The 12,333-nt window shown below is 46.2% G+C and carries 13 protein-coding genes, 2 tRNA genes and 1 pseudogene; 14 read left to right on the forward strand and 2 right to left on the reverse strand.

The annotated features are described in order from the left end of the window. Positions 1-171 precede the first annotated feature (171 nt). The 7 genes from tgt to Q0Y54_RS08310 all read left to right on the forward strand — a co-directional run bounded on the left by tgt (position 172) and on the right by Q0Y54_RS08310 (position 4,915). Entirely contained in the window at positions 172-1,302 is a 1,131-nt protein-coding gene (gene tgt / locus Q0Y54_RS08280; RefSeq protein WP_297966231.1) for a tRNA guanosine(34) transglycosylase Tgt, read from the forward strand. A 12-nt stretch (positions 1,303-1,314) separates the two neighbouring features. After that, the gene (gene yajC / locus Q0Y54_RS08285; RefSeq protein ID WP_297966233.1) at positions 1,315-1,653 is read left to right on the forward strand and encodes a preprotein translocase subunit YajC; all 339 of its coding nucleotides are present in this window, start codon (positions 1,315-1,317) and stop codon (positions 1,651-1,653) included. Further along, positions 1,650-2,243, forward strand: coding sequence for a 5-formyltetrahydrofolate cyclo-ligase (locus Q0Y54_RS08290; RefSeq protein ID WP_297966235.1), 594 nt, complete (start codon positions 1,650-1,652; stop codon positions 2,241-2,243). Before yajC ends, Q0Y54_RS08290 begins: the two co-directional genes overlap by 4 nt. Before the next feature lie 26 nt (positions 2,244-2,269). Then, positions 2,270-3,523: a protein translocase subunit SecD gene (gene secD / locus Q0Y54_RS08295; RefSeq protein ID WP_297966238.1), complete on the forward strand. Its 1,254-nt coding sequence runs from the start codon at positions 2,270-2,272 to the stop codon at positions 3,521-3,523. Positions 3,524-3,548: 25 nt separating this feature from the next. After that, on the forward strand, positions 3,549-4,472 hold the full coding sequence (gene secF / locus Q0Y54_RS08300) for a protein translocase subunit SecF (protein ID WP_297966255.1): 924 nt from the start codon (positions 3,549-3,551) through the stop codon (positions 4,470-4,472). 280 nt (positions 4,473-4,752) lie between these two features. Further along, positions 4,753-4,828, forward strand: a tRNA-Gly gene (locus tag Q0Y54_RS08305). Positions 4,829-4,840: 12 nt separating this feature from the next. Beyond that, positions 4,841-4,915: transfer RNA gene (locus tag Q0Y54_RS08310), tRNA-Cys, on the forward strand. A gap of 80 nt (positions 4,916-4,995) precedes the next feature. Here the strand turns inward: Q0Y54_RS08310 and Q0Y54_RS08315 are convergent. Further along, entirely contained in the window at positions 4,996-6,081 is a 1,086-nt protein-coding gene (locus Q0Y54_RS08315) for a M48 family metalloprotease (protein WP_297966240.1), read from the reverse strand. A gap of 182 nt (positions 6,082-6,263) precedes the next feature. Here Q0Y54_RS08315 and Q0Y54_RS08320 point away from each other — a divergent pair, with 182 nt between their 5' ends. Genes Q0Y54_RS08320 through Q0Y54_RS08340 form a run of 5 tightly spaced genes read left to right on the forward strand, consistent with a single transcriptional unit; the run spans position 6,264 to position 9,576 of the window. Continuing rightward, a complete protein-coding gene (locus tag Q0Y54_RS08320) occupies positions 6,264-7,181 on the forward strand; it encodes a hypothetical protein (RefSeq protein ID WP_297966243.1) in 918 nt (305 codons plus the stop codon). A 13-nt stretch (positions 7,182-7,194) separates the two neighbouring features. Further along, the gene (locus tag Q0Y54_RS08325) at positions 7,195-7,764 is read left to right on the forward strand and encodes a hypothetical protein (RefSeq protein WP_297966245.1); all 570 of its coding nucleotides are present in this window, start codon (positions 7,195-7,197) and stop codon (positions 7,762-7,764) included. Between the two features lie 55 nt (positions 7,765-7,819). Next, positions 7,820-8,713 (forward strand): D-alanyl-D-alanine carboxypeptidase family protein, encoded by an 894-nt coding sequence (locus Q0Y54_RS08330; RefSeq protein WP_297966247.1) that lies wholly within the window; start codon positions 7,820-7,822, stop codon positions 8,711-8,713. Positions 8,714-8,771: 58 nt separating this feature from the next. Then, a complete protein-coding gene (locus tag Q0Y54_RS08335) occupies positions 8,772-9,296 on the forward strand; it encodes a peptidylprolyl isomerase (RefSeq protein ID WP_297966257.1) in 525 nt (174 codons plus the stop codon). A gap of 25 nt (positions 9,297-9,321) precedes the next feature. Next, positions 9,322-9,576 carry a GIY-YIG nuclease family protein gene (locus Q0Y54_RS08340; RefSeq protein ID WP_297966249.1) on the forward strand — a complete coding sequence of 85 codons (255 nt, stop codon included), beginning with the start codon at positions 9,322-9,324 and terminating at the stop codon, positions 9,574-9,576. A 57-nt stretch (positions 9,577-9,633) separates the two neighbouring features. On the opposite strand, the gene Q0Y54_RS08345 is transcribed toward Q0Y54_RS08340, so the two are convergent. After that, the gene (locus tag Q0Y54_RS08345; protein WP_297966251.1) at positions 9,634-10,389 is read right to left on the reverse strand and encodes a TSUP family transporter; all 756 of its coding nucleotides are present in this window, start codon (positions 10,387-10,389) and stop codon (positions 9,634-9,636) included. A 424-nt stretch (positions 10,390-10,813) separates the two neighbouring features. On the opposite strand from Q0Y54_RS08345, the gene Q0Y54_RS08350 reads away from it, so the two are divergent. Both Q0Y54_RS08350 and Q0Y54_RS08355 read left to right on the forward strand, forming a co-directional pair. After that, a complete protein-coding gene (locus tag Q0Y54_RS08350; protein ID WP_297966253.1) occupies positions 10,814-12,010 on the forward strand; it encodes a dicarboxylate/amino acid:cation symporter in 1,197 nt (398 codons plus the stop codon). 192 nt (positions 12,011-12,202) lie between these two features. After that, a pseudogene (locus tag Q0Y54_RS08355) lies at positions 12,203-12,333 on the forward strand (ATP phosphoribosyltransferase); the annotation flags it as partial.

Here is a 12,333-nt window from a genome sequence, read left to right on the forward strand (position 1 = left end):
GAGAATATATTATGTATATGAACCACAGTTTTATTGAAAACTGTGAATAGTAACTAATGTAAATACTTGGATACTTTTCGATTGTTGAAAGGGCAGTCTTTTTATGTTATGATAATGCAGTTAGGGTGTATATTAATATCCGTTCAATATTAAAGAAAGCGAGGCGATTATTTGCCAGCTATAACCTACGAATTGATAAAGCAGGATCCTACCACAGGGGCTAGGGCGGGGATTATCCATACGCCCCATGGCAGCTTTCCCACACCTATATTTATGCCGGTGGGAACACAGGCGTCGGTAAAGGGAGTATCTCCTGAGGAGCTGCATGATATGGGGGCAGGGATTATTCTCAGCAATACCTATCATCTCTTTTTGCGTCCCGGCTCCGACCTGGTCCGGGAGGCTGGAGGACTTCATAAATTCATGAATTGGGATGGGGCTATTCTGACGGATAGTGGTGGATTTCAGGTATTCAGCCTTGGTGATTTGCGCAAAATCACTGAGGAGGGGGTTACCTTCCGCTCCCACATTGACGGCTCCAAGAAGTTCCTGTCACCGGAGGTGTCCATGAAGGTCCAGATGGATTTGGGCTCTGATATAGTTATGGCCTTTGATGAGTGTATACCTTATCCGGCTGATTACGAATATGCCAAGACCTCTACAGCCAGAACAACCCGTTGGGCCCAGCGCTGCAAGGAGGTTATGACCAGTCCCCATCAGGGCTTGTTCGGTATTGTCCAGGGAGGAATGTATAAAGACCTGCGTACCCGCAGCGTAAATGAGCTGGTGGAGATGGATTTCCCTGGGTACGCGGTAGGCGGTCTCAGCGTTGGGGAGCCAAAGGAGCTTATGTATGAAATGCTTGACCACACGGTGGGACAGTTGCCCAAGGATAAGCCGAGATACCTCATGGGAGTCGGCACTCCAGATTGCCTGGTGGAGGGGGTTATGCATGGTATTGATATGTTTGACTGTGTATTCCCTACCCGGGTGGCCAGAAATGGTACAGCCATGACCCGCACCGGCCGGCTGGTTATGAAAAATGCGGAGTTTACCAGTGATTTCCGTCCTTTGGAGGAGGATTGCGACTGCTATGCCTGCCGTAATTTCAGCCGGGCCTATATTCGCCATTTGGTTCGGGCCAATGAGATATTTGGCCTGCGGCTTCTTTCCCTGCACAATCTCCGTTTCCTGCAGCGGTTTATGCATGAAATGCGTCAGTCGATTATTGAGGAACGCTTTGGCGAATTCCGCCGTAATTTCCTCGATTCATACAATTACTCTGCCAAGCAGGCAGATTAAGGAGGGATTATTATGGGGGAAGAGTTATTTGGCCTTGGTAATGCGGCACCGATAATTCTGATGGTTATTCTCTTTTACGTGCTGCTGTACCGTCCACAAAAGAAGCAGCAGGAACGCCAGCAGGAAATGGTATCAAAGCTTAGGCGCGGTACCAAGGTGGTAACCCGCGGCGGTATCTTCGGCAAGGTGGACCTGGTAAAGGACAATACCGTTATGCTGGAGGTAGCTGATGGGGTGGTTATCGAGGTAGCCAAGCCAATGATAGCTACGGCCTTTATGACTGAGGAGGAGCTTAAGGGGCAAAATACTGTTGAGCCGGACTCAGCCAGTGAAGGAAAGGATAAGGAATGATGGCCGAAGACCTTAACCTTGTAAAAAAGGAGCTTAGGCGGATGGCCCTGAAAAAGCGACGGGCCATGAGTCATGAGGCTCGGAATGCAGAAAGTCACTGTATATCTGACAGGCTTTGCGAGCTTGATTTATACAAGCATGCCTCCTGCATTTTTTGTTATGTATCTGTAGAAGATGAGGTCCATACCTTGGAGCTTATGAACCGGATACTGTCAGATGGAAAACGGCTTTGTATACCTTATATTACAGAGCCTGATTCACGGATTATGACAGCAGCCCTGGTAAATAATTTGGATGACCTGGTACCGGGCTTTTGGGATATACCTACTGTAAGGCAAGATAAGTATCATGAGGTAAAGCCTGATGATATTGATTTGGTTATAGTTCCCGGGGCGGCCTTTGATAAACAGGGTCATCGTATAGGCATGGGCGGAGGATATTATGATGTATTTTTGCCAAAGATACGCAATGGAGCTTTGGTGGCCGTGGCCTACAGCTGTCAGCTAATGGACAATATAGAGGTCATGGATCATGATATTTCTGTGGATTATCTTCTTACATATAATGGAATCATAAAATGTTCCAAATAATATAGTCGAAAGAAGGATGGAAGTAGTTGAGACAGGATAGTTTATTAAAGCTTCTGGCTGCTGTTGTCATCACTGTTGGCGTGTTCTTTGCCTTCGTTTCACCATTGGCACAGTCCATTAGACAGGGCCTTGACCTGCAGGGTGGTACCCATGTGGTATTGGAAGCTGAGGACACTCCGGAAGCACCGGTAAATGGCGATGCCATGGATCGTGTAGTGCGAATCATGGAGAAGCGTGTAAATGAATTGGGCTTGGCTGAGCCAATAGTACAGCGTCAGGGTGAACGCCGTATTATCATTGAGCTGCCAGGCATCAAGGATCCGGATAAGGCAATTCAGGTTATCGGTAAGACCGCTATGCTGGAATTTAAGAATGACAAGGGTGAAACCGTTCTTACCGGTACTGATTTAAAGGATGCCCGTGAGCAGACGGACCAGCAGGGCCAAAATCTGGTCGAGCTGGAATTCAGCCCGGAGGGCGGCGACAAGTTTGCTGATTTGACCACCAAAAATGTGGGGCGTAATATTGCTATCTTATTGGATGGCGAGGTTCTCACCAATCCCCGGGTAAATGAGCCTATTATGGGAGGCAAGGCGGTTATTACCGGTAACAAGACCCTGGAGGAGGCCCACAATTTGGCTATTCTCCTTAGAAGTGGTTCCCTGCCGGTTAAGGTTAATATCATTGAGACCCGTACCGTAGGTCCTTCCCTTGGCCAGGATTCCAAGGATAAATCCGTTTATGCCTTTGCTATCGGTCTTGGTGCCGTAGTGCTGTTTATGATTTTGTTCTATCGCCTGCCAGGCTTTATTGCTGATATTGCCCTGATGGCCTATGTAATTTTGCTGCTGTTCAGCCTGAAGATGCTGGATGCAACTCTGACTCTGCCAGGTGTGGCTGGTATTATTCTGTCCATTGGTATGGCGGTGGATGCCAACGTGCTGATATTTGAGCATTTCAAGGAGGAATACCGCACCGGCAAGACCATGCGTCTGGCTATGGATGCCGGCTTCGAGCGGGCCTTCACCACAATTTTTGACTCCAACATTACCACTATTATTGCCTCTGCAGTGTTGTTCTGCTTTGGTACAGGCAGTATCAAGGGCTTTGCCATTACCCTGGGCTTGGGTGTTGTATTGTCCATGTTTACCGCTATTACCCTTACCCAGTTTATGTGTAAAAATCTGATTGCTGCCCAATTATTTAAAAACCCGGCCATATATGGCTACGGCATCAGCAATGTGGGGAAGGAGAAGGAGGAGGTGACCAAGCTTGGCTAAGAAGTATGTTGAACAGCAGGTCAAAATTCCTTTTGATATAATGCGCCGTTCCAAGATTTGGTTCGCCATTTCCCTGCTGATTATTATTCCTGGTATTTTCAGTATGTTTACCAACGGATTTAATTTTGGTATCGATTTTACCGGTGGTACAATTATTGATATGCGATTTGAAAAGGAGGTCACCCTTCCGGAAATTCGTAACACATTGAAAAAATACAATCTGGACAATGCCACTATTCAGTTGTCCGGTGATGCCACCAATGTGGAGTCCTCCAAGGACGTGATGATTCGTACCATTGATCTGGAGGAAAATGACCGTAAGGCAGTTATGGCCAGCCTGCGGGAGGATGTGGGCAGCTATACCGTGCTTCGTGAGGAAAAGGTTGGTGCTACCATTGGTGGGGAGCTCATAATGGACGCTCTCATGGCCACCCTGATTTCCTGGGTACTGATTATTTTTTATGTATCCTACCGGTTTGAGTGGCGCTTCGGCGTATCGGCGGTATTGGCTCTGGTTCATGATATTCTGGTGGTATTGAGTATTTTCTCCTTTACCCAGAAGCAGGTGGACAGCTCCTTTGTGGCTGCCGTACTGACCATTGTAGGTTATTCCATCAATGATACCATCGTAATATTTGACCGTATCAGAGAGAATTTGAAGCTTCATTTCCGCCGGGGCGGAGATTTGTATGAGCTGGCCAATCGCAGTATTTACCAGACCTTGACCCGTTCCCTCTACACGGTGTTTACATGCTTGTTTACCACCTTTGCCCTGTATTGGTTCGGTGGAGATACCACCAAGGATTTCGCCTTTGCCCTGCTGTGCGGCTTCTTCAGCGGCTGTTATTCCTCAATCTTTATTGCCAGCCCATTGTGGGTAACTATGCGTAACATTGCGGAAAACAAAAAGGCCGGTCATAATAACAAGCCGGCAGCCAACGAAATCTGATATTTATTATTTGAATATGCCCGGAAAATATTCCCGTTGATTGGTCACTGACTGATTGGCGGGAATTTTTGTGTGCCCCCGGCATTGGCCCCCTTTAATGGGGAAAGACCCTGGCCAGCCCCAATAGCGGGAATATTTTTTTATTAATACCGATTGACAACAAAAACGCATAAATGCTATAATATCTAACCGTGGGAGATAGAGGGCAAAGGATGTATAAACCTTTACTTCCCAGTTTTAATCTGGTGACATCTCTGTTTTTAAAGCTCGTTATAAATATGCGGAAATAGCTCAGTTGGTAGAGCATCACCTTGCCAAGGTGGGGGTCGCGAGTTCGAGTCTCGTTTTCCGCTCCATTTTTTTATTTTGGTGACATCGCCAAGTGGTAAGGCCAAGGTCTGCAAAACCTTTATTCCCCAGTTCGAATCTGGGTGTCACCTCCAAGGAATATTAAAAACCCTCGCAGGATTGAACCTCCTGCGAGGGCTTTTTGGTGTTTTCCTGTTTGCCACAGCTTTTTTGCTTATTTGATGCTGTTCAGCTTGCTGGCAATTTCCTCGGCGGAGGCGTCGGTGTTCAGGGAGGTGATTATACCCTGATTGCCAATGTAAACGGTACCGTCGTATGCAATGGCCTCACTGCTGTTGTTGTTGTGGAAGGCCCGGGCCAGATTGCCGGCCACATAGAAGGAACGAACCTTTTCGGACATTTCATCAGTGGCTGCCGGGGTAATGAATTCCTTGTCATTGACATATACGGTGCTGCCCTTGATATCTACTTTATTTCCACTGTACTCCTTAATTTTTTTGATGTAATTATTAAGGCGCTCCTCATGGGACGGATGGTCAGACATGGAGAAAATATCACCGGTCATTTTTTCACTGCCGGATTTGTCGATTACCCGTTGCCATACAGCAGGGCAGGCCCCCAGGTTATAGTTGGAATCAGCCAAATACTGGAAGGCAATATTATCTGCTTCCCATTCCATTGGCTTGGTGATATGCACATTTTCCGTGTAGTTCACAACCAAATTGGTGATAGCCACCCCAACACCGTTGGTATTGGAGGCTATGGCAGTGGCAATAAGGGTTACAGGTACGGATTTTTTGAAGCCCTTTACCACATGGTCCTTCATGCCATGGCTCATTTCATGGCCCAGTACAACAGCCACCTCATCATCAGTACGCAATAAATCGAAGATACCTGCATTTACAGTCATTACATGACCCAGGGAGCAGGCAGCGTTGAAGTCGTTGCTGGGGTTTATGAAATAAAGAAATGGCTTTTCATTGACGGAAGGATCACTGACGGCAACGGCATTGGACAGGTTGGACATGATACTGTCAAGCCGCTGGTTAAGAACCGGATCCTCATTTACCCCCTGCTTTTCCCTCATCTGGGCATACAGCTGTTGTCTGCCTTCCTCGGTGTTGTTGATTTTATCTATCTGCTTGTTGTACTCGGACATTTGGTAGCCGGCAATTCCCACATTAATTGCCGCATTCAGCCAATTGGCATCAGCCTGGGATGGTGATGCTGCAAATACCGGCATGGCGACCAGCATGGTAGTGGCAATGATTTTGGCAAGCTTCCTTTTAAATTTAAACATTACAATCGCCCCTTATAGTTCAAATTATTTACCTGATTAATTATATCATAATGTTCATTAAAATATCTTTAGAGTAACAAAAAAATGAAATTTGAAGTATTCTAATCTTTTGTTTATGGTAAAATTACGAGAGTTGGGGTATAATATTTCAGTGAATTTTTAAATTGAGGTGTAAAGTAATAATGCCAGATATCGACATGACAAGAATTACCGATAATTTGATGAGCGTATATAACTACGCATTTATAGATGCTATGCCGTATGGGTTTTATAAGCCTAACGACGCGATGTATGTAGGGGTTCGCCTGGTGGATAAGATGTATCATTGCCCAAGGTGCAGGGGGGAGTTTACCGTCAAGTACCGCAATGACAATGATGGTATTACATATTTTTCCAAGAGCAGGATTGCGGCCCAGAAACAGGTTTATGAGGAATTGGGCCTGGATTTTCCGGCAAATTGGGAGCTGATGGAGCAGCCCTTTACATATCATATAGTAGGTATTTGCAGTGAATGCGCCAAGGAGGATATTGTGAATTCCCAGGAGGCGGGACAGCGTATTTACAATTTGTGCCATGAGCTTCATATGCAGGATGAGCTGATGGCAGCCAAGGCCAAAAAGTATATGAAGGATAGTCTTCAGAGGTGGCTGGATGGTATTACGGAGTCCAGCTATTTGCTGCAGTTTGATCTTTCCACCAGAGAAAGCCTTCGGGATCTGATTTGTGCAGTAATTTTGCAGGATACCAAGGCAGTTGAGGAGGCTCTCCAGGAATATCGGGATAAAACCCAGCCCCTTATATATGAAGCCAAGAAGCTTCTGGAAAAGCAGACTCCGGCCTGGAAGGCAAATGTGGCTCATTCCTGCAGCCTGCCGGATTCCATGTCTGACGATGAATATCACGAATACACCGTGGCTTTCCCTGACGAGGCTTCCCAGGGACAGGATTTCTACATGGAAAAATCCATTGAAAGGGAACGGGTTTCCATGTTTCTTACCCAGCATCGTCTTACCAGCCTTGAAGAGGTGCTGATGGATGCCGGCTTCCACGAGGAATGGATTGATATGGTGGTGGACAAGGGAACTTCTTTGACTAAGTAAGGTGATATATTTTATGAAGGGTATGAAGCTCAGGGCAGGAATATTGATATTTCTGGTGTTGATGATGATTTCAGCCGTGACCTTTGGGGCTGAGGCTGAGGATTTTTCCTTCAAGGGACTTCGCCTGGGGGACAGTGTGGAGACCATGGTAAAAAAGCTGGGAGAACCGGATTTTGATACGGATATGTACCTTCGGGGTGTTCACGTTATCCGATATACGTATTCGGCGGATCAGAGGATATATGTTGATGCTGCTGATAAAAGGGTGGTAGAGATGTTTTGCAGGAGCCACCAATACGTAGGTCCCCATGGGGTAACCTATGGTGCCAGCCGGGCTGGCCTTGTCAGAGCCTTTGGCCAGGCGGAGCATAAGCACCTGAATGGCAATATTTATTATGTTTATTATAATCCGGAGGTTGCCAGGGAAAAGCTGCTCATTGAAATGGAGCCGGAGCAGCGGTATCTTTTAAGCTGGACCTATACCAATCTTGATTTGGAGGATCCGGGTATTGTGATAACTGGTGCAGAAGAAGAGGAAAAGCCAGTTAAAAAATTTAATTATGGCGGTTTACCGGTTGATTAGCTGGTCAATTTAGGTGATGAACGTGTTTTTTAGGAAAAAAGTTAACCTGACAGTATTGGCAGCGGTCTTACTGCTGTCCATGTCGGTGATTTCGGTTGTGGCCTCCATGGCTGTGGCCAAAACGGTGGTGCATGGCGATTTTGCCAGGGCCATATATGGCCGGGATAAGGATACACCGGAGCAGCGGGTAAAGGTGCCTGCCCCCAAGGTAACAGCCGATGCTGTGGTGGTGATGGATAACAAGACCGGCAAAATTTTATATGAGAAAAACGGTGATAAAAGTGAGCATCCGGCCAGCCTGACCAAGATAATGACGGCTATTCTGGTGCTGGAGGATGACCGGGATGACCGGATTATTACAGTAAGTCCCTGGGCAGGACAAAAGCCCTATTCCTATTGCTATACGGGCCAGAGCATGCGCCAGCTTGATATGCTGACCCAGATGATAATGATTTCTGATAATGTGGCGGCCTCTGCCCTGGCGGAGGCGGTAGGCAATGGCAGTGCCTGGCAGTTTTGGCAGAAGATGAATGCCAAGGCCAAGGAGATAGGGGCGAATAAGACCCACTTTGAAAATGCCAACGGCCTTACTTCCAAATTGCACTATTCCACGGCCAAGGATTTGGCCCTGATTTCCCATTATGCCATGGAAAATCCCAAGTTTAGAAAATTAGTGGCAATTCCCGAAAAAAGGCTGTACAGTGTATCCCCTGTGGGAGAAAGCCTGCTTTGCGAAAGCACCAATGACCTTCTGACCAGTTATCCGGGCTGTATTGGTGGCAAGACCGGCTATACCGATGCTGCAGGAGGGTGCCTGATGGCAGTGGCCCAGCGGGGGAATGAGGAGGTTCTGGTTATTATCCTTCATTCGGAGGATACGGACACCAGATTTGACGAAGGTGCCAGACTGCTAGACTATGGCTTTAATATATTATCAAAGCAGCCGTAAATCCAAGGAGGTATTTATGAAGAAAATTTTAGTTCTGGCTATGCTGCTGCTGCTCGTTATGAGTGCCGGCTGTATGGCTTCAGACAAATCAAAAGGAGAGAATGGAAAAATGGCAAATCGTATTGCGGTATTTGATACCAACAAGGGAACCTTTGAGATTGAACTGTTCGAGGATAAGGCTCCCAATACCACCGGCAACTTTATTAAATTATGTGAAGAGGGCTTCTATAATGGGGTCATTTTCCATCGTGTTATTGACGGCTTCATGATTCAGGGGGGGGACCCGACGGGTACTGGTATGGGCGGCCCAGGCTACACCATTAAGGATGAGTTCCACAAGGATCTCCGCCATGACAGTGAGGGTATTCTGTCCATGGCCAATGCCGGCCCTAATACCGGCGGCTCCCAGTTCTTTATTACCCTGGCAGCCACTCCTTGGCTGGATGGTCATCATGCCGTTTTTGGCAAGGTGGTAAAGGGCATGGAGGTAGTTCGGGAAATTGGCCACGTGCAGACCGGCGTCCAGGATCGCCCGGTTCATGAGGTGGTTATTAACACCATTAAAATCAAGGCTGCCGAATAATTATTTGGATGTGCAGGTAAGTTAAATGAGAGCATTTACTTACATATTGGAGTGTGCTGATGGCACCCTGTATACAGGCTATACAACAGATATAGGGAAGCGTCTCGCCACCCATAACAGCGGCAAGGCCAGCAAGTATACCAGATGCCGCCTTCCCGTAAGGCTGGTTTACCTTGAGGAATGCAAGGACAAGGAAACAGCCATGAGCCGTGAATGGCACATAAAGCAATTGAGCCGTGTTGCAAAACTAAGGCTTATTGAAGAAAATAAGGTAAAATAAAAATAGACTGCGATAAAGTTGTGTAATTTTATCGCAGTCTATTTATTTAAATATATCCTATTCAATCATTGTCATAATCTGCTTTCCTATTAATACGGCGGTGACGATGATGAAAAGGGGGCGGATGTAGCTGACGCCTTTAGTGATGGCTACCTTGGAGCCGGCGATGGCTCCGAGTATCATGAATACCCCCATGGGAATGGCATAGGTGAAGTCCACACTGCCAAAGCATGAAAACAGAACTGCTGCGGCTATATTGCTGGCAAAGTTCATGGCCTTGGCGTTGCCGGTGGCAAAAATAAAATCAAAGCCAAGCATGATAAAACCAAATAAGATAAATGAACCGGTACCAGGGCCGAAAAAGCCATCATAAAAGCCTAACGCAAAGGCCATGATAAGGCACAAAAGCATTTTCTTGCCGGTTATGGTCTGCGGTCTGGACTCCTTGCCCCAATCCTTTTTGAAAAGGGTATAAAGAAAAACCAAAACCAGCATAATAATTATGAGAGGACGCAGGAATTCCGATGACATGTGTTGAACTAATAATACACCGGCAAATGAGCCGATAAGAGAAAGGGGGCACAGTCTTTTCATAAGGGCTATATCCATTTTTCCCGCCCGAATAAAGGTGAGAAAGCTGAAAACCGAGCCCATGGAAGCGGCTACCTTGTTGGTACCCAGTACTGTAACCGGCGGCAGTCCGGTCCACATAAGGGCGGGGATAGTAATGAGCCCGCCTCCGCCAACGGCTGCATCAATAAATGCTCCTATAAAACCAAATAAGGCGAGAAAGCCCATTATTTCCAAATCCATAGACATAACTCCTTTCCTGACGAAGCTATTATACAATAGAAGCTAAAAAAATGCTATTCAATGGGACTTATTCAGTAGGAGATTTATACGCCCACTGAATGTAGTTGAATTAATCCAGAGCTTTGCGGACGTATCCAAGAGGCAAAGCCTATTGGTTAATACGTCCCATGGGAAAGTGTCCTGCAAAGCAAGACCATGGTCTTAGCTGAGCAGCTGACACTGACCGCTATGGGGGCTTTTTCCCACCCAAGAGGAGGGAGACTTAGTGCCCGTTCGCGTGGGGTTCGATGTATATAAAAGTATAGAACAAATAAATGTTATTTATATATCCATATATAAAAAGCATAATATTGTTGAAATAGATAATAATTTTATGCTATACTACAAATAGGTTAATAAAATCTAAGAAGGAGGGGTATTCAAAATGAACTTATCGGTAAAAATCTTTATTTCACTGGTTCTTTCCGTAATTGTCGGTTTGATGGCCGGTGAAGCAGGTCTGCCATTTATTAAATGGTGGATTGCACCAATCGGTACCATGTTTATCAATCTGATTAAGATGATGATTGTGCCGGTTGTATTCTTCTCTCTGGTAGTAGGTATTACCAGCCTGGGTGATACCAAAAAGCTGGGCCGTATTGGTTTGAAGACAGTGGCTATTTATCTCTTTACCACCGCTATAGCCATTTCCATCGGTTTTGCCATTGCTGGGCTAATTGGTCCTGGTGTAGGGGCTGATTTTGTTGCCGGCACTCAGCCAAAGGTTAAGGAAGCTCCTTATATCATGCAGGTTCTCCTGGATATGATTCCGGCCAATCCGATTGATTCCATGGCTAAAGCAGCTATTCTGCCTACCATCGTTTTTGCATTGTTTATCGGTGTGGGTATCGTTAAAGTTGGTGGTGAGAGGGCGGAGCTTCTCATTAAGTTCTTCGATGCTGGTGCTGAGGTTTGCTACAAGGTTATCGCCATCGTAATGGACCTGGCTCCTATCGGTGTGTTCTGCTTACTGCTTCCTGTCGTTTCCGCCAACGGACCAAAGGTATTGTTGCCGCTGCTGACAGTTATTGCCTGTGTTGCCATCGGTTGTGCTATTCATGCTGTGGGTGTATATTCCACAATGGCAAGGGTATTTGGCAACCACAGCCCTATTGATTTCTTCAAGGGTATGTCTGAGCAGATGATGATTGCCTTTACCACTTGTTCTTCAGCTGCTGCACTGCCGGTAAACATGAAGAACTGTCAGGAGAAGCTGGGAGTAAAGCGGGAGATTGCTTCCTTCGTTCTTCCTCTGGGTGCTACCCTGAACATGGATGGTACTGCACTTTACATGGGTGTTTGTACCCTGTTCGTCGCCAACGTATACGGCGTTCCACTTGGCTTTGAGCAGATGATGATGGTTGTATTGACCGGAACCTTGGCATCCATTGGTACTGCCGGTGTTCCAGGTGCCGGCCTTATCATGCTGGCCATGGTTCTCCAATCCGTTGGTCTGCCTCTTGAGGGCCTTGCTTTGGTAGCAGGCATTGACCGTGTGCTGGATATGTTCCGTACCTGCGTTAACATCACCGGTGATGGTGCTGTTGCAGTTGTGGTTAATTCCAGTGAAGAAGATAAGTAGTATCACAGTTTAATTTAAAGCCCTCTGCCTCGGCAGGGGGCTGATTTTTTTAGATAAATGAATACCTCAATTTTCAAAAATAGCTGTATAATATATATTGACGGTTATCAGGTAATGTGTTAGTATAATTAACATGTTAATACTTTAATGAAATAAAGCATGAAAATATTATAGGCATGTGGAGGAACGCTTATGACTTCAAATAATATGGAATATCTGACAATAGCCCTGCCCAAGGGAAAGCTTTTTGGCTTGTCTGCTGACCTTTTGGCCAAGATAGGCTATACTGCCGAAGATTTAAGTGAAAAATCCCGCAAGCTGAT

The sequence above is a fragment of the uncultured Anaerovibrio sp. genome, from assembly GCF_947302755.1.
GTDB lineage: Bacteria > Bacillota > Negativicutes > Selenomonadales > Selenomonadaceae > Anaerovibrio.